Below are 20,537 nucleotides of genomic sequence, written 5' to 3' on the forward strand. Positions count from 1 at the left end.
ACACAAACCTTTGCAAACTGGTTGGCGTTGTGACATAAGCGAATCAAAACGCTGAACATAGATAGATTTGAGAATCGATGATGCAGGAATTGCGCCTTGTACTGATTGTGTTGGGAGCACTAGCAATCGCAGCTTTGCTTTTGCATGGCCTCTGGACAAACAAGAAAGAAAAGACGACCAAGTTTGGTGAAAAGCCGTTGGGAAAACTGGATGACGACAGTGACGAACAAAAGTTTGACCAAGATGGTATTGGTGCCGTCAGAGTTGTCAGTCGCGCTAAAAGCGAGAGCGATAAGCCTGCGCGCCAAGAGCCCGCGATGAACTTTGGTGATAAACCTGAAGTGGATCCATTATTCGCAGGGCAAACTGGCACCGTGTCTGAATCTGAACAGACCCTGTATCCTTCAATGTCTGCGACTGATGATGAGCCTTCGCTTTCAGCCGCCACTCCGCACGTAACCGGTCAAGCTCACGAAGAACCAGAGGCGCCGCAGGCACACGCTACGGTGGCCGATGATGAGCCATCAGAGCCTGCGCCAAGCGTGCATCAAGGTGATACAGAGACGGCTGAACAGGGCGAGCCGCAACCCAGTGATGAACCACCAAAGGCAGATGAACCCGCGGATGAGACCGAGGTACTTGTGTTGCATGTGCATGCGAACAATAGCGACGTGTTCAGTGGTCTTGAGCTGATCCCGACCCTTGAGCAATATGGCCTCCGTTTTGGTGATATGGGCATTTATCACCGTCACTCTGATCTATCGGGGAGCGGAAAAGTCTTGTTCAGTGTGGCCAATATGGTCAAACCCGGTACGTTCGATGTCAGTCATAGCGAAAGCTTTGAAACGCCTGGCATTAGCTTTTTTATGACGCTGCCGTGTTACGGTGAGCCAGAGCAAAACTTTAAGCTTATGCTGCAAACGGCCCAGCAAATCGCGGATGAGTTAGGTGGATTAGTGCTGGATGACTCACGCACGATGATGACGCCATCACGATTGGATGAATATCGCGAGCGCGTCAAAGCCTTCATGGCCAAATAGCCTGCGCTAACGCGACCACGGTTTAAGCATACAGCGGGACATGGCTCCCGCTGTATGTGATTTACAGATATACTTGCCCGCAACCGACTCTGCTCAGACGACGAATCAAACATGGCTTACACCAAACAACAACTCGATGATTTAAAGTATCAGCTCAACTATCATGCCTATCGCTACTATGTAGAAGACAGCCCAGAGCTGCCCGACGCTGAATACGACCGCCTGATGCAAACCCTATTGGCCATCGAGGCCGAGCATCCCGAATGGGTAACCAGTGACTCGCCAAGCCAACGGGTAGGGGGCGCGCCCCTGAGTGCATTTGAAACCGTGACTCACGAGCTGGCGATGCTGTCACTTGATAATGCCTTTGAACCCGCTGATTTGGATGCGTTTGAACGTCGTTTGAAAGAGCGCCTATCGCTAGACGCTGAGCAAGCGGTGACCTACACCTGTGAACCCAAGCTCGATGGCTTAGCGGTGAGCCTGATTTATGAAAACGGTGAGCTGGTGCAAGCGGCGACGCGGGGAGATGGCACTACCGGCGAGAACATCACCCACAACGTCAAAACCATTCGCAATGTTCCCCTCACGCTACAAAAAGGGGATTGGCCAACGCGGCTCGAAGTGCGCGGTGAAGTCTTCATGCCGAAAGCGGGCTTTGAAGCACTCAACGAAGCGGCATTGAAACGAGGCGATAAAACCTTTGCCAATCCGCGCAATGCGGCGGCAGGCAGCCTGCGTCAACTTGACCCCAAAATTGCCGCCAACCGACCATTGAGTTTCTATGCCTATGCGGTGGGTGTCATGTCGACCCCGTTTGGGCAAGGGCAAAGTGAGCGCTTACAAAAGCTGAAAAAATGGGGTCTAGCGCTCAGTCCGGAAGTGAAACGGGTGGAAGGGTTAGACGGCGTGAAAGCCTATTACCAAGACATTATGGCGCGTCGTGATGCGCTGCCCTACGAAATTGATGGGGTGGTGATCAAGGTTGATAGCATTACCAGCCAAGAACGATTAGGTTTTGTGGCGCGGGCACCGCGTTGGGCCATTGCTTACAAATTCCCGGCGCAAGAAGAAATCACCACCCTTAACGATGTGGAATTCCAAGTGGGCCGTACCGGGGCGATTACGCCCGTCGCTAAGCTTGAGCCGGTATTTGTAGGCGGCGTGACGGTCAGTAACGCCACCTTGCACAACGGTGATGAAATCGAACGATTAGGCGTTCATATTGGTGACACGGTGGTGATCCGCCGTGCCGGTGATGTGATCCCGCAAGTGGTGGGTGTGGTGGAAAGTCGACGCCCTGAGCAGGCGAAACCGATTGTGTTTCCCGATGCGTGCCCCGTTTGTGATTCAGCGGTCACTCGCATCGAGGGAGAAGCAGTGGCACGATGCACCGGTGGTTTGATTTGTCTGGCGCAGCGCAAAGAAGCGATCAAACACTTTGCGTCACGTAAGGCAATGGATATTGACGGTTTGGGCGATAAAATCGTCGAGCAGCTAATCGAAAAAGAGCTGATAGAAACCCCCGCTGATCTCTTTACCTTGACGCCAGGTCGGGTGACGCAGCTAGATAGAATGGGGCCAAAGTCAGCCCAAAACTTGGTTGATGCATTGGAAAAAGCCAAAGCCACCACCTTGCCACGCTTTATTTATGCCTTGGGGATTCGTGAGGTAGGCGAGGCAACTGCGCAAAATCTCGCTTTGCATTTTCACACCCTTGAGGCGTTGCGCGCGGCCGATGAAGACGCACTCATTAACGTGCCGGATGTCGGTGCGATCGTCGCGGGTCACATCGTCCGCTTCTTTGCCGAGCCGCACAACCAAAGTGTGCTAGAAGCCTTGCTGGATACTGGGATCCACTGGCCGGAAATCAGTGCGCCTTCTGAGCCAGATGCGCAACCGTTAGCCGGTAAAACCATTGTCCTGACTGGCACCTTATCGCAAATGTCTCGCAGTGATGCCAAAGCGGCGCTACAGGCGTTGGGCGCAAAAGTAACCGGCAGTGTCTCGGCAAAAACCGACATGTTAGTGGCGGGAGAGGCGGCAGGCTCCAAACTGACCAAAGCGCAAGATTTGGGCGTTACTGTGCTCGATGAAGAGCAGATGATTGCCATACTCAATCAGTAGCTTGTACCCATCACGCTGTGCGCTTCGCCGTGTAAGCGAATAACCGCGCACAGGCGCAATAGTTTACATGGCCATGTTCCGTGTCTGGGCATGGCCGGATTGTGGAATTTACCTGTACTGGTAAACTAACCGTTACATATTATTCTCAGCACTGGGATAGGGATCCTAATGACGATTAAAACCCGCTTTGCCCCCAGCCCAACCGGCTTTTTGCATGTTGGTGGCGCGCGTACCGCACTTTACTCTTGGCTGGCAGCACGCAGCCAAGGTGGTCAATTTGTGTTGCGTATTGAAGATACAGATATCGAACGTTCAACCCAAGAAGCTATTGATGCCATTCTAGAAGGCATGAAGTGGCTGGGCCTTGATTGGGATGAAGGGCCGTACTACCAAACGAAACGCTTTGATCGCTATAACGAGCTTGTTGATCAGCTGTTGGCAGAAGACAAAGCCTACAAGTGTTATGCCCCCAAAGAGCTGCTAGAAGAAATTCGTGAAGAGCAAAAAGCGAATGGCTTGAAAGCACGCTACGATGCCAATCATCCTAAAGTGATGGCGGCCAACAGCCAAGCAAACGCTGACGACCCACACGTCATTCGTTTCCGTAACCCCAAAGAGGGCAAGGTGGTGTTTGACGATAAGATCCGCGGTCGGATTGAAATTGCGAACAGCGAGCTTGATGACTTGATCATCCGCCGTACCGACGGCAGCCCAACCTACAACTTCTGTGTGGTGGTTGATGATTGGGATATGGGGATCACCCAAGTGGTGCGTGGCGAAGACCACATTAACAACACCCCGCGTCAGATTAATATTTATGAAGCGCTGGGTGCGCCTGTCCCTGAGTTTGCCCATTGCTCGATGATCCTCGGCGACGATGGTGCCAAGCTGTCTAAACGTCATGGTGCAGTGAGCGTCATGCAATACCGCGATCAAGGTTTCTTGCCACAAGCACTGCGTAACTACTTAGTGCGCTTGGGCTGGTCTCACGGCGACCAAGAAATCTTCTCGATGGAAGAAATGATTGATTTCTTCTCCCTAGAGGCGATCAGTAAATCAGCCTCTGCCTTCAATACGGAGAAGCTGCGTTGGCTGAACAACCATTACATCAAAAACGGTGATCCAGCTGAGGTCGCGTCACACTTGCAATGGCACCTGGATCAGCAAGGCATTGATGCCTCGACAGGACCAGCTTTGACCCAGGTTATCCAGCTGGTGGGTGAGCGTTGTGACACCCTGGTTGAGCTGGCCGAGCAAAGCCGTTATTTCTATCAAGACTTTGATGAGATTGAGGCAACCGCCGCCAAGAAACACCTTCGCCCAGTGGCGCTTGAACCACTGCAAGTGGCAAAAGGCAAGATTGAAGCGCTGGACGAGTGGACGGTTGATGCTCTGAAAGCGGTGATTGCGGATACCTGTGCAGAGCTAGACGTGGGCATGGGCAAAGTCGGGATGCCATTGCGTGTTGCGGTTACAGGCGGCGGTCAATCTCCGTCGGTGGATGCGGTGATGCACCTGATTGGTAAAGACCGTGTGGTGGCGCGTATCGATCAAGCCATCAAAGTGGTTGAAGCTCGAGCCGCACAAAGCTAAAAAGTCGTGACACTGCGGCACAATCAAAAAAGGGCGCTGCGGCGCCCTTTTTTAGTTTGTCATCGCCTGTCTTAATGTGACTCTTCTTCCATCTGCGCACTATCAACAATGTGGTTCTCGCCCATTTTTCGCGGTAGGACAAGATTGAGCACGATGGCCACTAAACCACACAAGCTGATGCCTTGTAAGCTGAAATCACCAATGCCGAAGGCCATCCCGCCAATCCCAAAGACCAAGGTGACGCCGACAATCGCGAGGTTGCGCGAGTCGTGGAGATCAACTTGATTGCGAATCAAGGTATTGAGGCCCACGGTGGCGATAGAACCAAACAGTAGGATCATGATACCGCCCATCACCGGCAAAGGAATGGTTAATAGCAGTGCACCCAGTTTACCCACAAAGGCGAGCACGATGGCAGTGATCGCCGCGTAGGTCATAATCTTAGGGTTAAATGCTTTGGTAAGCATCACCGCCCCGGTGACCTCACTGTAGGTGGTATTGGGCGGGGCACCAAACATTGATGCGGCGATAGTGGCCGCGCCGTCACCTGCCATGGTGCGATGAAGGCCGGGCTTTTTAAGGTAGTCTTTGCGAGTGACGTTGGAAATGGCCAGCATATCGCCCACATGCTCCACCGCGGGCGCTATCGCCACGGGGATCATAAATAAAATGGCGTTAATGTTAAATTCTGGCAAGGTAAAGGCGGGCATCATCAACCAGCTGGCATTTGTCACCTGAGTAAAGTCGACAATCCCCATCACTAGGCTCGCCACATAGCCAATTGCAATGCCAGCCATAATCGGAACCAGCTTGAAAAAGCCTTTGGCGAAGACGCTGACCGCGATGGTGGTCAGTAATGAAAGCAGGGAAATCCAGATAGCGATATCACCGGCGATGAGTTGCTCACTGCCGTCGCCACTTTTACCCAGCGCCATATTGACGGCGGTGGGGGCTAGACCAAGTCCAATCACCATAATCACAGGGCCAACCACCACGGGTGGAAGTAGCTTGTGAATAATGTCGACGCCTTTGAGGCGAATGATGCCTCCCATAATGAGGTAGATAACCCCGGCGGCCATCAGTCCACCCATGGTGGCAGGAATACCGAAATTGTTAACGCCGTACAGAATGGGGGCAATGAAGGCAAACGAAGAGGCGAGAAAAATAGGAACAGAGCGGCGGGTAATAACTTGAAAGATTAGCGTACCTATCCCGGCCCCGAAGAGTGCGACGTTGGGGTCAAGCCCGGTTAACAGTGGCACCAACACCAAGGCTCCAAATGCGACGAACAGCATTTGTGCCCCTTGTAAAACTTGCATCATGATCTCACCTCCAAAAAAAATCGCGCAATGCTAGCACAAAGCGTTTCTGTGATTCCTGTCATGTTTTTAAATGTGAGACCGATAGCAAATAAATGATGTAACGGATTTCATTGGCAAGGGGTAATTGTGAAATACGCCTTTTTGCAGCGACGACTATCACTTTATCGCGTTTGCCCTATCTTTTTTACAAATGAGGATTGCTGAACCTAGAGCTGTCAGCTTATGATCGCTCCACGCCCATTTATCCATGTGGAAAGACTATGAATCGATTTGTGTTGGCCTTAATTGCCTGTCTATGGTTGCCAAGTGCGCTGGCAAACGATCTTTATCACGCCAGCATTCCGCTCGAGAATGGCGCGCAAACCTCGCAACAAGCAGCCAAAAAACAAGGGTTAAGCGCGGTACTGACCAAGGTATCCGGTCAGCGGAATCTGTCCGACAATCCGGCAGTTAAACAAGCGCTACAAGAGGTAGATAGCTTGATTACTCAGCTTGGGTACGGCGAGAGTGATACGGCAGGTGGGGCACCGACGCGTACGTTAGAAGTTGGGTTTGACAGTCAACAAGTACGGGAAATATTGCGTCAAGCGGGGCTACCTTTGTGGGGAAGCCCGCGCCCGTCGGTACTGGTGTGGCTGGTGGATGACCGCGGCCTTGAGCGACAAATTATTTGGGAGCAAAGTGAGCGTCCCGTGATTGATAAGCTGCGTCAAGCGTCGGCATTGCGTGGGTTGCCTGTTCTGATCCCTGTGGGCGATTTTGATGATTTGATGGCGATTTCGAGCAGTGATTTGTGGGGCGGATTTATTCAGCCCGTTGAAGAGGCCAGTGAGCGTTACCAGCCAGACGGTATCGTGATTGCCAAACTGACTGACCAAGGCATGCGTTGGCAGCTTTTCCCTGAAGCAAACCAAATGCAAACCAATCAAACCCGTGGTCAGGCGCGTAACGCAGCCGCAATGATTCATTCACTTGCTGATTATTACGCGCAGCAAACCGGTGTGATCCTCGATCAAAACGATGAAAGTGCGTCTGTCGTGATCGCGGTCGGTGGTATTAATAACGGCAATGATTATGTCGCACTCGAGAAAACACTGGCAAACTTAAATGCGGTACAAGGTGTACATTTACGCAAGCTTAATGATGACACCCTGGTATTCGATGCGCAGTTGGCCGCGTCACAGCAAGCACTGATTAAAGAGCTAACCGCCAACCGAGAAGTGCGCTTAATGACTTCTCAGGAGCAAGAGGCTTATACGGCGAACACATCGCCAACTGCCAGCGATGCGCAACATACCACACAGCCGGCTGTTGAGCTGGAGCAAGGTGAGAAGGCGGGCGAACAGGGGGAGAGCGATAGCACACAAACGCTTGTTCCCGACCCACAACCGTCGGCGGAAAAGCGTCTGTGGTTTGTTTGGCAGCCGTAACGGTGCAGTGACAACCCAATTTAAAAAAGGCTAGCCAACACGGCTAGCCTTTTTGATGGGCAGATGAGGCGTTTACGCTCTGTACGCGTCAATGACTACCAGTTGGCAGGACTAAATTGTTGACCGGCGAGGGCAGCTTCTACCATCAGTCCTCCCTTTGCATGGGTAAAGACAGTCAGGCCATTGACGTAATAAGCTTTCGACTGACGGTTACTGGCGGAGGCTGAGGTGCCAGAGGTACCTGTTTGCGCCGATGCCCCCTCGGTCAATGCGGTGGCAGACGCTTGCGCGCCTAGCTCCACTTGTCCTTGCATAAAGCGGTGATACGCTGTTTTGTCTTTAAAGAAAACAATTTCACTGAACGCTTGACCACCAAAGGTCAGCCCGACCGATACCTGTTTGAGCTCCGCGGCACTCACTGGGGAGCCTTGGCGATAAACGACGCCCTTACCATAGGCACCGCCTACCCAAAAACCCCCTTTGCCGACAGAAGGGAAGACGGCATAGCCGTAGGCGTTATCAAAAAAGGGCTGTGTTTGTGGGTACTGCTTAAATTGTTCACGCGCGAGGTTGGCTTGACGAACCTGATCTTGCTGCGAGCTAGCCGCACAACCGGTTAATGCCGTCAATGCGACAATGACCAACGCTAACCAGCGATGAGAAAGACGTAACATGTTTGATCTCCTTATGGCGTCAATGAAAATGACCAAAAGCGCAATCAGATTACGTCAGTTTCTCGCGGATAATGTCAGAGGTTTGTCGATATTTTCGCTTGCCGGCTGGGATCGCGACGCCACGCAATGAAACCGATACACCCGCTTATCAGTATCCAAAGCCATAGCGGGGCATTGCCCCATTGGCGGTAAGGCGTTTCCCCTCGGGTGCGGGTGACTTGCGTGGTGAGCACCTGGGTTTCAAATTGCGGCAAGGTAGTTTGCATCTGGCCGTGCTCGTCCATCAAGGCTGTCACACCGTTATTGGTCGCGCGTATCACTGGCAAGCCAAACTCGAGTGCGCGCATGCGTGCAATTTCAAGGTGTTGCCAAGGGCCAATCGAGCGACCAAACCATGCGTCATTCGACAGTGTAATGATGGCGTCACTGTCGGCATTCAAGTTGTCGCGGATCTGCGCGGGAAAGGCAATTTCATAGCAAAGCGCGGTGATATAGTCCCAGCCGTTGGCGGGCAGGGCAGGTTGAACCGGCTCGCCCGGTGAAAATGACGACATCGGCAGGTTAAACAGCGGGGCGAGCGGGCGTAATAGTGCCTCAAATGGCACAAACTCGCCAAACGGTAGCAAATGATGTTTGCTGTACTGGGTGGGGGCCGGATAGCGATACTCGGGTGTCCCTGCACCCAGTGCCAGTACATTGTTAAAATACGCGCCCTGTTCATTTTGGTCGAGCGCGCCTGTGATCACCGTGGTTTGGTTATGCTTGGCGGCTTGGTCAAGCTGAGAGAAAAAGCGAGGCAGTTCGCGCTCCAGGGCTGGGACGGCGGCTTCTGGCCAAATAATGACATCACTGTCCCAATGCTGGCGGGTTAAATCTAGATACTTCATCAGCGTTGGCCAGCGCTGATCGGGACGCCATTTCAGCGCTTGCGGCACATTGCCTTGAATTAACGAAATCTGCTGCTGTTGGTCGGTTTTTGTGACCCATTGAATCGTACCGAGGCCATAGCTAACCGCGATAAGCCCTAACCCGGCGGCGACGGCACCATAGCGTGCTTGTCCTTGCCATTGGCCCCAGCGAGGTGTGATGAGCGCGAGTAGGCCAGCCAGTATAGCCAAGACAAGCGTGATCCCCTGCACGCCGAGCACAGGGGCAATGCCAGCCAGTGGACTGTCGATTTGGCTGTAGCCAGGCCAAAGCCAAGGAAAGCCGGTAAATACCCAGCCTCTAAGCCAATCAATCACAAGCCATAAGGCGGGTGCGAGGATTAACCACTTGATACCGGGCTGGCGACTGGGCAGTTTATTGATCAATGCCCCGAATAACGCCGGATAGAGGGAGAGGTAAGCAATCAGCAGGCCCATTAATGACAAGCCAGCAATGGCCGGCATGCCACCAAAATGGTCAATGCTCACGTAAACCCAGCTAACGCCGGTAGTAAATTGGCCCAGCCCCCAGCAAAATCCCAACCACGCACTGCGCTTGGGCGAGGCGTTTTGTAGCAGGGTGAATAAGCCCCACAAGGCAACCAGCATCAATGGCCAGTACGAGAAGGGAGAAAAGGCGAGGGTGGCGCTGGCACCAAAAGCGGCAGCCAGTAATGACTGCCCGCTTTGGCGTAAACGGTTAGGCGTTTTCACTGTTTGTTTCGCTACTGTCTGGGACGGTGACTTGTAGCTGAATGATACGACGACTATCGGCGGCCGTCACTTTAAAGTGATAATCACCAATATCGACTTCTTCACCACGATCAGGGAGATGGCCAAAGCTAGTCATTACCAGACCACCGATGGTATCGACCACATCGTCTTGGAACTGAGCGCCAAAGTGTTCATTAAAGTCTTCCAAGGTCGTCAGGGCTTTGACCGAGAAAGTATGACGGCTGAGCTGGCGGACTTCCTGCTCCTCTTCGTCGTCGTACTCGTCTTCGATTTCACCGACGATCTCTTCTAAGATATCTTCAATGGTCACTACCCCTGACACGCCCCCGAACTCGTCAATGACAATCGCCATGTGGTAGCGCTCTTCTTGGAACTCTTTGAGTAGGCGGTCAACCCGTTTACTCTCAGGTACCACCACAACGGGGCGTAACACTTTTTCGATGTCAAAGTCTTCGGCATCTGGGCGCAGGTAGCGCAACAAATCTTTCGCAAGCAAAATGCCTTCAACATGGTCTTTGTCATCGCTGATCACAGGATAACGAGAGTGTTGGGCATCAATAATAATATTAATGATCGCTTCCAATGACTGCGATCGTTCAACGATTACCATCTGCGAGCGGGGTATCATGATATCTCTCACACGCATGTCAGAGATTTGCATTACACCTTCCAGCATGTCCCGAGTGTCATGATCGATCAGGGCGTTTTGCTCTGAGTCTCGAAACAAGTCCACCAGTTCTTGTCTGTCTTTTGGGTCAGCTTGGAAAAACTGACCCAGCCGCTCGAAGAAGGTCTTCCTACTCGGACCGTCTGAGTTTTGCGAATTATCGTCGTTCATTCAATTTCATTCAGTTGGTTAACGCTCGATGAAGTCGTTAGCATAAGGGTCACTGACCCCCATAGCGGCGAGAAGCTCTCGCTCCAATGCCTCCATTTGCTCGGCTTCATCATCCTCAATATGGTCGTAACCCAGTAAGTGTAAGCTACCATGAACAACCATATGTGCCCAATGATCCATCAGTGCTTTGCCTTGTTGTTGGGCTTCTTGTTCAACAACTTGACGGCACACGATGAGATCACCAAGCAAATCAATTTCCACTCCAGGAGGGGCATCAAACGGAAAAGATAACACGTTTGTAGGCTTATCTTTGCCGCGATAGTCGCGATTTAGGCTTTGGCTCTCACCTTCGTCGACAATACGTATCGTCACTTCCGCTTGGGGCCGAGCGGTGCGCACCGCCTGCTCAAACCAAGTTTGGAGCTGATCGTCACTGGGCAAGCCTTGTTCGCTTTCACAGGCAATTTGCACATCGACATAGTAGCTCATGACGGATCCTGTGAGTCAGTGGTGGCAGGCTGCGCAGCCACTTGCTGGGCTTCACGCGCTTCTCGACGACGTGCCTCGGCTTCTTTTCGCGTTTTGGCGTCTTCCGCTTCCCACTTATCGTAGGCTTGAACAATGCGGGTGACCACATGGTGGCGGACGACATCATCTGCTTGGAAAAAGTGGAAGCTAATTTCGTTCACGTCCGCGAGTACCTCAATCGCATGGCGCAGGCCTGAGCGCGCATTGCGCGGTAAGTCGACCTGAGTCACGTCACCGGTGATCACGGCCCGTGAATTAAAGCCAATCCGCGTCAAGAACATTTTCATCTGCTCGACCGTGGTGTTCTGGCTCTCATCCAAGATAATAAAGGCATCGTTCAAGGTTCGGCCACGCATATAAGCAAGAGGTGCCACCTCGATCACGTTACGATCGATCAATTTCTCGACCCGTTCAAAGCCGAGCATTTCAAAGAGCGCATCGTAAAGGGGACGCAAGTAGGGGTCGACCTTTTGGCTCAAGTCACCGGGCAAAAAGCCCAGTTTTTCACCGGCTTCAACCGCAGGACGCGTCAGGAGGATACGACGGATCTCTTGACGCTCAAGCGCATCCACCGCCGCCGCGACGGCAAGGTAGGTTTTCCCCGTCCCCGCTGGGCCGATACCAAAGGTGATGTCATGATTGACCATGTTGGCGATGTACTGCGCTTGGTTGGGCGTGCGCGGTTTGATCACCCCTTTTTTGGTCTTGATGTTGATTTCTTTACCGTAAGGAATGCTCGACTCGGTGTTTTGCTCCAACACGCCCGACTCTTTGATCGCCAAATGAATCGCTTCGGGCTCAATGTCTGGAGAGCTACCACGCACAGGGGCGGTGTCGACGTATAAGCGCTTTAAAATATCGACCGCGGCATTGGCTGTATGGGGTTTGCCCATCACAGTAAATGCATTATGGCGGTGGCTAATTTCCACACCCAAGCGGCGCTCAAGCTGTTTGATATTATCGTCAAACGGGCCACATAAGTTGGCAAGACGGGTGTTGTCGGCAGGCTCTAGGTTCAGGTCAAGAGAGATGATTTTAGACAAGATTATCCTCGCTTTCGGCGCCGGCTATCCGGCGCCGTTGAATTGATGAACGCGTTATGGCGTGAAAACACCAACACCAAGCTCGTTTTCATTGCGCGTCTTCGCCATGATCTCGGTTGGCGAGACGGCGACCCGCAAGTCCATATCTTTTTCGGTACGAACCAGCTCGCCGCGCAGCGAGTTTGGCATCACTTCAGTTATTTTGACGTCAACAAATTGGCCAATCAAATCGACAGAGCCTTCAAAGTTGACCACTCGGTTGTTCTCGGTACGACCACGCAACTCCATCAGGTTTTTGCGTGATGGGCCTTCAACCAAGATACGTTGTTCGGTATCTAGCATCATGCGCGAGTAGCGCATGGCTTGGCTATTCACTTGTTGTTGCAAGCGGTACAAGCGCTCTTTTTTCACTTGCTCTGGCGTATCGTCAGGCATATCGGCAGCCGGTGTGCCTGGACGAGATGAGTAAACAAAGCTAAAGCTCATATCGAAATCGACATCTTTAATCAATTTCATGGTCGCTTCAAAATCTTGCTCGGTTTCGCCAGGAAAGCCGACGATAAAGTCAGAGCTGATAGTGATATCAGGACGCGCCTGACGCAACTTACGGATTTTTGATTTGTACTCAATCGCCGTGTGCGGGCGTTTCATCATGGTCAAAATCCGATCTGAGCCGCTTTGTACCGGCAGGTGCAAGAAACTTGCAACCTCAGGGGTATCACGATACACCTCAATGATATCATCGGTAAATTCAACCGGATGGCTGGTGGTGTAACGGATACGGTCAATACCATCAATCGCCGCGACATAGCGCAGCAGCTCCGCAAACGTGCATACATCACCGTCATGAGTGTCACCACGGTAGGCGTTCACGTTTTGTCCCAACAGGTTAACTTCACGCACACCTTGTTCGGCCAGCTGTGCAATTTCGAACAAAACGTCATCCAGCGGGCGGCTGACTTCTTCGCCACGGGTGTAAGGCACCACGCAGAACGTACAGTATTTTGAACAGCCTTCCATGATCGAGACGAAGGCGGTCGGCCCTTCTGCACGAGGCTCAGGCAGACGATCGAATTTTTCGATCTCTGGGAAGGTAATGTCCATCACTGGCGCATGATCCGAGCGTGACTGCTTGATCATCTCTGGCAGACGGTGCAAGGTCTGTGGGCCAAAAATCACATCCACATAAGGCGCACGCTCACGAATATGGTCGCCTTCTTGGGTTGCCACACAGCCACCGACACCGATCACCAGCTCTGGGTTTTTATCTTTGAGGGTTTTCCAACGCCCGAGTTGATGGAATACCTTTTCTTGTGCCTTTTCTCGAATCGAGCAAGTATTGAGAAGGAGAACATCTGCGTCTTCTGGTTGTTCGGTCAGCTCATAGCCACCGGCAGAATTGAGCAGATCTGCCATTTTGGATGAGTCATACTCATTCATTTGGCAACCCCAGGTTTTGATCAGCAGTTTCTTAGCCATGTAACTTCACGCTCATTGTTAATCTTATGGACGACATTACCCTTTCAAGCTGTATGGTTTTTAATCAGTCAATCAGCTTGGCAAGCCGCGTATTGTACTGCTTTCCAATATCGCTGACCAGATCACAGGCTCGGAGAAATCGTGTCGATCCGGCTAAACGTTTGAGCGGATGCGACAAAGGCCAACTCGGAAAAGCGAATTTGCCCTCACTTTGATCGGATTGATATCGAATTCTCGTTTACCTTCAGTAGAATGCTTGCATCAACGGCACAAAGAGACGGTCATGAATCAATTTGAAGTTATTATAGTCGGTGGTGGCATGGTTGGCGCCGCGGCCGCACTCGGGCTTGCTCGCCAAGGCCGCCAGGTGGCGTTAATTGAGCGCCAGCCCCCTGAGCCTTTTGAACCTTCACAACCGATGGACCTGCGAGTGTCCGCGATTTCTCAGGCATCGGTGAGCCTGCTCAAGGATCTCGATGCGTGGGCGAGTGTTGAAGCCATGCGTGTTTGCCCCTACCGCCGCCTAGAAACCTGGGAAGCGGAAGACAGCCGAGTATGTTTCAGTGCCGACCAACTCGACTTGCCACAATTAGGATATATGGTCGAGAATCGCTTGATTCAACTCGGCCTGTGGCAGCAGTTTGCTCGTTTTGACAATTTGCACCTCGTCTCACCGGCCTCGATCACGGGTATGACGCAGGCGGGCGAGCTGCATCAAGTCCAATTAGACAGTGGTGACACCCTGAGTGCTCCTTGGCTTATCGGCGCAGACGGTGCCCACTCCAAAGTGAGAGATTACGCGCAAATCGGCCTTACCAGCTGGGATTATCGCCAGCACTGCATGCTCATCCATGTTGAAACGGCCGCCCCCCAACAAGACATTACCTGGCAGCAGTTTTTCCCCACCGGGCCGCGCTCGCTGTTGCCGCTTTGTGGCCACAATGCCTCGCTAGTGTGGTATGACAGCCCAGCGCGTATTCAACAGTTGTGCCAGCTCAATGCCGAACAGCTCAAAGCCGAGATCGTGAGCCATTTCCCACCGGAAGTGGGCGACGTCACTCCCATCAATTGGGGGGCATTCCCGCTGACACGCCGTCATGCGCAGCAGTACCATCGCAATGGGGTTGTGGTAATTGGTGATGCCGCCCACACCATTAACCCGCTGGCAGGGCAAGGCGTGAACTTAGGCTTTAAAGACGTCGCCGCATTGCTGGATGCGTGTGCGGATGCAGGCGCACAATGGCAAGCGGCGTCAACGTTAGCGGCATACGAAAAAGCACGCCGTACGGATAACATGATGATGCAAACCGGGATGGATGTGTTTTATGCCGCATTCAGCAATCAGTTTACGCCGCTAAAACTGGCCCGTAATGCGGTGTTTAAACTGGCTGAACACAGTGGCCCGGTGAAAAAGCAGGTGTTGAAATATGCACTTGGGCTCTAGTCTTCGCGACAAGGAGGTGAAATGACGGGCTACCAGACTATTATTTTTGATATTGGCAATGTGATCGTGCGTTGGTCACCAGAAGAAATTATCCGCTTAACCTTAGGGGACGCGGGGGATGCCCACGCGCATGCCAATCAAATCTTCCAGAGTGATATCTGGCAAGCGCTGAATCGTGGCACGCTCACCGAGGCGCAAGCCAAGCAACGTTTTGCCGATGACACGGCGCTAAGTCCCGCGCAGCTTGAAACGCTGTCTGCTGCACACACCGAGCGTGAGAAGTTAAAGAGTCAGTCCAAACCTATGTTCTACGGTAACAAGCTCTATCCATCTGCGCGCCATTTGTTGCTTGCTAATCCAGATCTGGTTGCTGGTGGTGATTTGGGTAAGGCTGTTACCTCTCTGAATGACAAGGCTCGTCGAGCTAAGAATCAGGGTGAAGTTCGCAACCTATCACTGGATCGAGTTGGTGCTGAGTATGACTTGGCGAAAATTGGGTTTGCTGATGAGTTTGATGGTTTTGTTGCTCAGTTAGTCGAGCTGGTTGGTGAAGTGGCTTTGACCGAATTGTTTTATGAGCTGAAGTTACGCACATTGCTGTCTTGAAGGGAGTAGTTACGTTGAGTGGCTGCTCCCTTTTTTGTTGTCTGAGAATCATCGTTGGTGTGCTCTAAACCGGTTTTCTCTTTGCTTACGATGCTGCTCTGCTGTATCGCGAATGTGTGTAAATACATGACTAAGTAGATGGAAATCTATTTGCGAAAGTCTCTTTAAAAGCCAGAGCTTGCTACTTCTCATAGTGCTCAGATACAACTGGTTTTATATCGTATTGGCGATGTACACTTACTGGCATCGAATCAAGTCAGACTAATTGGAACGTCATGAGTACATCTGAAATGGAATTATCCGATAGTGGGGGCCCGGCAGCTCTCAAAGGGTTTGTCTATCAAAATTTTGTAGCAGCTTACTATGCGCTACGAATGCTAGAAGACAAAAACTTACTATCGGTTCGCTGTGAAGCAGTTGATGACGTCGATGCTATATACACTGATAAGGTGGAATACATACAGGTCAAAACTACAGATAAGGATAGCAAATGGAATGTTTCTGAATTTGCTGATGCTGATACAAAAAGCGTCCCGCCTACAGGACAGCAAAGAAAAAATCAGACCGTTAGTAAGGAAGATTCTATCTTACATAAGTCAATTCTATGTGATAAAGGTAAACTTCCTAGTTATTTCCGCATAGTCACCCCAAGAGATGTTACTGATTCGCTTAGATACCTGAAAACATCTCTAAATACTCGTAATGAAAAAGCTGACTTAAAGGCTCCTTTGCTGAAAAGGTTGTGCAGTTCTGTTGAGCGTAACCGACCTAAAAAATCAGCACCTTTTACATCACCAAATGGAAACGGTGTTGAATATTGGCTTGATCATGCTGAGTGGGAAGTGATTCCCTTACAAGAGGTACTTGAATCACGCTGCACAAAGTTAATACGACAGGCTGCGCAAAGGAAAGGTATATATCTCATTGAAAATGGTGATCCAGAAAGGATTTTATGTTCTTTGCTTAATAACCTGTTTAAAAAAGGTGCTGCGTCAAGAGTACTAAAGTCCACCGATGATAAGTCTTATCTTCGAGAAGACTTTATTCCATGGTTTGAGTCTGAAATTGAACATTATGCACATTTAAATAATGAACATGTAAAAATCTACACCACTGATAGTGCACGGCTTCAAGCCGTTCTTTCGGTGTTTTTTCAAGACAGTGATATCTATAAAGAAGAAAAATATGATGGAAGGAAAGAGTGTACAGGACTACAAGGTGAGTACCATAGAAGAAAGTATTGCTATGATTTAATTGCTCGTAATTTATACAAATGGTTTCACGAAGTATTATTATTACCTAATGAAATTGCTGATAATGCACCAGATAAAATTACAGATAAATTCAAACTGTTAACTCGGAGATACAAAAGAGAAGCTAATTTTATCAACAACCTCGTAGCTAAAGCTTTATTGCACTCTACTGTTAGAACTACCTATAAATCTCAACCAATAGCTGCAAACCTTCATGTAGATGATAGTAATAGTACCTGTTTTGACAATATTCATATTTTGCTAAACGACCATGAGCCTGACAATTTAGTTATGGGCTTTAGTCGGATAATAAATAAAGTTGATGATCTTTCGATCGCTAGTATTGTCACTGAGTTTAGCAATCTATTAGAATCTGAGGCTTTTTCAGTACAGAAAGAAAAAGTATTAATTGCTAAAAAAGATAATTACCTACTTGATCATGATATTGATGATATCCTTTCATCGAGCAGTTCCTTGGATAAAAATATAGATAGGTTTCGTTTTGTGTTTTTTATTGGTTATGAGTCCGACCATCTTAGTTGTAACGCTAAAGAGTTAGTTGATGGTTATGAAAAACACTTGAAATCTGAATTGAAAATGAAGTTTAAATCATTGGTAGACAAGATGATTAGTGAAGATGATTATTTTGAAGATCTTAATGTTGAAGTGTATTTATATCCTATTCCATCACTAAATTCTCTTGTTAGTGAAATAAAATCTCAGGTGGAGTTGAAATGGACAACAGCTTAGAACCTAAACAATATCTAGAGAATGTTCGTAATGAAAAGTTAAGTCCATTCTCATATCTAAAAAAGGCTAATGAGTGCTTATCTTCACCTGATTTAGTTCCTATCGGTCAAGAATTTATTATTCGAGCATTAGAAGCGCTGCCGCTTTTTGAGAAGCAAAGTCTATTACTACAAAACCTGCTACGGACTGCTGGATTATACCCTTATTTAAAAAAACACTTCACAGAACTTTCGCCTGAAAAAGAGTTTGTTCTCGATATATATAAGAGTAATTTTGATGACAACTTTATCTTCCATTCAATGCAAGCTAGAGTCTTTAACTTACTCTTATCTGGAAGAAATGTTGTTTTGAGTGCCCCTACTAGTATGGGGAAAAGTGCTATAGTAGATGCTTTGTTGACTTCAAGTAATTTCAATAAAATAGTTATTGTCGTTCCAACAATAGCACTTATAGATGAGACAAGAAGGCGAATTCAAGCTCGTTTCGGTAGTACATACCAAATTATCCACCATGGCTCTCAAGTAAAAAGGAAAGATAAAGTTATTTATGTATTTAATCAAGAGCGAGTTAATGAGAGAGATGACTTAAAGAATATTGATCTATTTATTATTGATGAGTTTTATAAACTTGCTGACACAAAAGATGCTCAGTCTAGATCTAGAGCTTTTGCGTTAAATATAGCACTTAGCAAATTGCTTACAGTGTCTAAACAGTTCTACATGATTGGCCCATATATAGATGCGGTTCAAGGTATGAGTGTATTGACGCATGATTTTGTGTTTATTCCTTCCAATTTTAAAACTGTCGCTTTAAATATACATAAATACAATATAGAACCTGATAATATAGAACAGAAAAACAAAAGGTTGTCAGAAATTTTTGAATCCTACAAAGGTCAGACAATTATATATTGTAAATCATCAAACTCGATTTCAAATGTAATCGATTTTTTAATTTCAAATAAAAAATTAAATCAAGGTGATTCGTATTTTTCTTCTGATAGATCATTGAGAAAATACTATAAATGGTTAAAAAGAAATTATGGATCCGATTGGGGGTGTACCAGGGCTTTGGCAAGTGGTATAGGTATTCATCACGGTGCATTACCACGTGCGATACAACAAAAGAACGTCGAAGTATTCAATAGTAAAAAAATTAAATACTTAATATGTACTTCAACAATGATTGAAGGGGTTAATACATCAGCGGAAAATATTGTTATTTATGATAATCGCAATGGCACTCCAAAAGTTGATAGCTTTACACATAAAAACATTTCTGGCCGAGCAGGTAGAATGGGACAATATTTAGTCGGAAATGTTTTTTGCTTAGAAAAATTACCTGAAAAAGAATCACAAATTGTTAATCTTCCTATAGGTCAACAAGATGATGACTCATCGATTAATTTATTAGCCGGAATTCAACCAGATCATCTATCAGAGCAAAGCAACCATAATCTTCTTCAGTTCATAAAAGCATCAGATATACCAATAGAAATAGTTCGTAAACATTCATCGTATGATATTGAAATATTGGAGCAAGCTTATGAGTTGATTGAAGAACTATCAGTTATCGATATGGAGCAAATATCGGTCATAACGAAGCCAAAAAGGTACCAGTTGGAGATACTGACTCGCTTTATCAAAAAAGTTGAAAGTCGAGTACTAAGTAGACAGAAACTTCATTATGAGGATAGTGATGAACTTTATAATAAATTGCGAGCATACATATATGCTGATAATCATACCTCATATATCAGAACGCAGATAAGTTATATCTATAACGCAAATTGGTCTGCTTCCATGCGTTCAAATGCAACAGATCGAGAGTTGACTGTCGTACGAAATATTTTTAAGCATGCTGTCGCTAGAGCAATTGCATTACTTCAAGATCTGTTGAACTACAAATTCGTATCAAATGGTCTAGAGCCAAAAGCTAACTTAGGTTGGCTTTTACATATATTTGAAAATAGTCACTTGCCAGCTTCATTTTCTGCATTAGAGGAGATGGGAATTCCTATAGAAACATTAGAAAAACTTGTCACTAACAGACTAAGTGAAGTAGATATTGACATTTTAGTCCGTTATTTACGAATGAATTTAAAATATTTTGAACGACTTAATTCAGTAGATAAAATGTTTATTAAGCAAGCCATTTTCTAATTTTCTATGTGTAAAACATGAAGGTTATAAAAGAAAAAAATCATTCTGTGCACGACGTGTGCAAAAAAGATTCAATGAAATCCTATTTCATGATCCTTGATATCCAAAGAAATCCTCTTGAATGCAAGTAATTACAATAGCTTAAGAGGAATTCAAAATCCGTTTCCTTCGGGCGTGGCGGTTCAAGTCCGCCCACCGGTACCGCCTATTTTTATATTCTAGTCAACTGGTTAGAGTCAAAATTGGTTCGATGTCGCTGGGAAAGTGTTAACCTCAAGACGCGCACCATTAATTTAGGCACCACGAAAAATAGAGAGCGACTCCTACTGACGTTGACCCAGGAAGTAATTGAAAAGTTGATGAGAATTCGCCGCTCCAGCGGTTATGTCTTCCCATTACCGAAACAACCCGATATATACTTCAAAAACCCGGATGACTACAGGAAGGAAGCGATGAAAATGGCGTTGTTGATCAAATCATTCATCTAACGTACTGATCCCAATGGGGTTACTCCCATCAATCAACTCGATAGCTAACAGGCATACCAAGTCTTATGACTTTGTTCATCACTTTCACGTTGGCTAATG

The 20,537-nt window shown here is 48.4% G+C and carries 15 protein-coding genes; 8 read left to right on the plus strand and 7 right to left on the minus strand.

From position 1 onward, the window contains the following. Window positions 1-77 precede the first annotated feature (77 nt). The 3 genes from zipA to gltX all read left to right on the plus strand — a co-directional run bounded on the left by zipA (window position 78) and on the right by gltX (window position 4,760). Window positions 78-1,040 (plus strand): cell division protein ZipA, encoded by a 963-nt coding sequence (zipA, locus tag EHW58_RS12820; protein ID WP_152796857.1) that lies wholly within the window; start codon window positions 78-80, stop codon window positions 1,038-1,040. A 111-nt stretch (window positions 1,041-1,151) separates the two neighbouring features. Next, complete coding sequence (ligA, locus tag EHW58_RS12825) at window positions 1,152-3,167, plus strand: NAD-dependent DNA ligase LigA (protein ID WP_152796859.1); 2,016 nt, start codon at window positions 1,152-1,154, stop codon at window positions 3,165-3,167. Between the two features lie 168 nt (window positions 3,168-3,335). Next, a complete protein-coding gene (gene gltX / locus EHW58_RS12830) occupies window positions 3,336-4,760 on the plus strand; it encodes a glutamate--tRNA ligase (RefSeq protein WP_152796861.1) in 1,425 nt (474 codons plus the stop codon). A gap of 71 nt (window positions 4,761-4,831) precedes the next feature. On the opposite strand, the gene EHW58_RS12835 is transcribed toward gltX, so the two are convergent. Continuing rightward, window positions 4,832-6,082, minus strand: coding sequence for a uracil-xanthine permease family protein (locus EHW58_RS12835; protein ID WP_046073706.1), 1,251 nt, complete (start codon window positions 6,080-6,082; stop codon window positions 4,832-4,834). A 260-nt stretch (window positions 6,083-6,342) separates the two neighbouring features. Between EHW58_RS12835 and EHW58_RS12840 the strand changes: the two genes are divergently transcribed. Further along, the gene (locus tag EHW58_RS12840; RefSeq protein ID WP_152796863.1) at window positions 6,343-7,512 is read left to right on the plus strand and encodes a DUF2066 domain-containing protein; all 1,170 of its coding nucleotides are present in this window, start codon (window positions 6,343-6,345) and stop codon (window positions 7,510-7,512) included. Between the two features lie 95 nt (window positions 7,513-7,607). On the opposite strand, the gene EHW58_RS12845 is transcribed toward EHW58_RS12840, so the two are convergent. The 6 genes from EHW58_RS12845 to miaB all read right to left on the minus strand — a co-directional run bounded on the left by EHW58_RS12845 (window position 7,608) and on the right by miaB (window position 13,735). Next, window positions 7,608-8,186, minus strand: coding sequence for a YSC84-related protein (locus EHW58_RS12845; protein ID WP_152796865.1), 579 nt, complete (start codon window positions 8,184-8,186; stop codon window positions 7,608-7,610). Between the two features lie 74 nt (window positions 8,187-8,260). After that, window positions 8,261-9,826 carry an apolipoprotein N-acyltransferase gene (gene lnt, locus EHW58_RS12850; protein ID WP_370517862.1) on the minus strand — a complete coding sequence of 522 codons (1,566 nt, stop codon included), beginning with the start codon at window positions 9,824-9,826 and terminating at the stop codon, window positions 8,261-8,263. Beyond that, window positions 9,813-10,685: a CNNM family magnesium/cobalt transport protein CorC gene (corC, locus tag EHW58_RS12855; RefSeq protein WP_152796867.1), complete on the minus strand. Its 873-nt coding sequence runs from the start codon at window positions 10,683-10,685 to the stop codon at window positions 9,813-9,815. The genes lnt and corC overlap by 14 nt, the downstream gene beginning before the upstream one ends. An 18-nt stretch (window positions 10,686-10,703) precedes the next feature. Next, window positions 10,704-11,174, minus strand: coding sequence for an rRNA maturation RNase YbeY (gene ybeY, locus EHW58_RS12860; RefSeq protein WP_152796869.1), 471 nt, complete (start codon window positions 11,172-11,174; stop codon window positions 10,704-10,706). Then, a complete protein-coding gene (locus EHW58_RS12865; RefSeq protein WP_152796871.1) occupies window positions 11,171-12,256 on the minus strand; it encodes a PhoH family protein in 1,086 nt (361 codons plus the stop codon). The genes ybeY and EHW58_RS12865 overlap by 4 nt, the downstream gene beginning before the upstream one ends. 54 nt (window positions 12,257-12,310) lie before the next feature. Next, a complete protein-coding gene (miaB, locus tag EHW58_RS12870) occupies window positions 12,311-13,735 on the minus strand; it encodes a tRNA (N6-isopentenyl adenosine(37)-C2)-methylthiotransferase MiaB (protein WP_046073700.1) in 1,425 nt (474 codons plus the stop codon). Window positions 13,736-14,018: 283 nt separating this feature from the next. On the opposite strand from miaB, the gene EHW58_RS12875 reads away from it, so the two are divergent. The 4 genes from EHW58_RS12875 to EHW58_RS12890 all read left to right on the plus strand — a co-directional run bounded on the left by EHW58_RS12875 (window position 14,019) and on the right by EHW58_RS12890 (window position 19,950). After that, on the plus strand, window positions 14,019-15,179 hold the full coding sequence (locus EHW58_RS12875) for a 2-octaprenyl-3-methyl-6-methoxy-1,4-benzoquinol hydroxylase (RefSeq protein WP_152796873.1): 1,161 nt from the start codon (window positions 14,019-14,021) through the stop codon (window positions 15,177-15,179). A gap of 21 nt (window positions 15,180-15,200) precedes the next feature. Beyond that, a complete protein-coding gene (locus tag EHW58_RS15870) occupies window positions 15,201-15,785 on the plus strand; it encodes a hypothetical protein (RefSeq protein ID WP_227986318.1) in 585 nt (194 codons plus the stop codon). A 275-nt stretch (window positions 15,786-16,060) separates the two neighbouring features. Next, on the plus strand, window positions 16,061-17,788 hold the full coding sequence (locus EHW58_RS12885) for a dsDNA nuclease domain-containing protein (RefSeq protein ID WP_152796875.1): 1,728 nt from the start codon (window positions 16,061-16,063) through the stop codon (window positions 17,786-17,788). Beyond that, complete coding sequence (locus tag EHW58_RS12890) at window positions 17,773-19,950, plus strand: DEAD/DEAH box helicase (RefSeq protein ID WP_152796877.1); 2,178 nt, start codon at window positions 17,773-17,775, stop codon at window positions 19,948-19,950. The genes EHW58_RS12885 and EHW58_RS12890 overlap by 16 nt, the downstream gene beginning before the upstream one ends. Window positions 19,951-20,537 lie beyond the last annotated feature (587 nt).

Origin of the sequence: Salinivibrio sp. VYel1 (assembly GCF_009377945.1) — a bacterium.
Lineage (GTDB): Bacteria > Pseudomonadota > Gammaproteobacteria > Enterobacterales > Vibrionaceae > Salinivibrio > Salinivibrio siamensis.

Excerpts from the sequence above, each read along its gene's own strand:
- corC (WP_152796867.1), bottom strand. The coding sequence starts at position 10,685 with ATGAACGACGATAATTCGCAAAACTCAGACGGTCCGAGTAGGAAGACC.
- ybeY (WP_152796869.1), bottom strand. The coding sequence starts at position 11,174 with ATGAGCTACTATGTCGATGTGCAAATTGCCTGTGAAAGCGAACAAGGC.
- EHW58_RS12840 (WP_152796863.1), top strand. The coding sequence starts at position 6,343 with ATGAATCGATTTGTGTTGGCCTTAATTGCCTGTCTATGGTTGCCAAGT.
- EHW58_RS12835 (WP_046073706.1), bottom strand. The coding sequence starts at position 6,082 with ATGATGCAAGTTTTACAAGGGGCACAAATGCTGTTCGTCGCATTTGGA.
- EHW58_RS15870 (WP_227986318.1), top strand. The coding sequence starts at position 15,201 with ATGACGGGCTACCAGACTATTATTTTTGATATTGGCAATGTGATCGTG.
- zipA (WP_152796857.1), top strand. The coding sequence starts at position 78 with ATGATGCAGGAATTGCGCCTTGTACTGATTGTGTTGGGAGCACTAGCA.
- EHW58_RS12885 (WP_152796875.1), top strand. The coding sequence starts at position 16,061 with ATGAGTACATCTGAAATGGAATTATCCGATAGTGGGGGCCCGGCAGCT.
- EHW58_RS12845 (WP_152796865.1), bottom strand. The coding sequence starts at position 8,186 with ATGTTACGTCTTTCTCATCGCTGGTTAGCGTTGGTCATTGTCGCATTG.
- ligA (WP_152796859.1), top strand. The coding sequence starts at position 1,152 with ATGGCTTACACCAAACAACAACTCGATGATTTAAAGTATCAGCTCAAC.
- gltX (WP_152796861.1), top strand. The coding sequence starts at position 3,336 with ATGACGATTAAAACCCGCTTTGCCCCCAGCCCAACCGGCTTTTTGCAT.
- miaB (WP_046073700.1), bottom strand. The coding sequence starts at position 13,735 with ATGGCTAAGAAACTGCTGATCAAAACCTGGGGTTGCCAAATGAATGAG.
- EHW58_RS12890 (WP_152796877.1), top strand. The coding sequence starts at position 17,773 with ATGGACAACAGCTTAGAACCTAAACAATATCTAGAGAATGTTCGTAAT.
- EHW58_RS12875 (WP_152796873.1), top strand. The coding sequence starts at position 14,019 with ATGAATCAATTTGAAGTTATTATAGTCGGTGGTGGCATGGTTGGCGCC.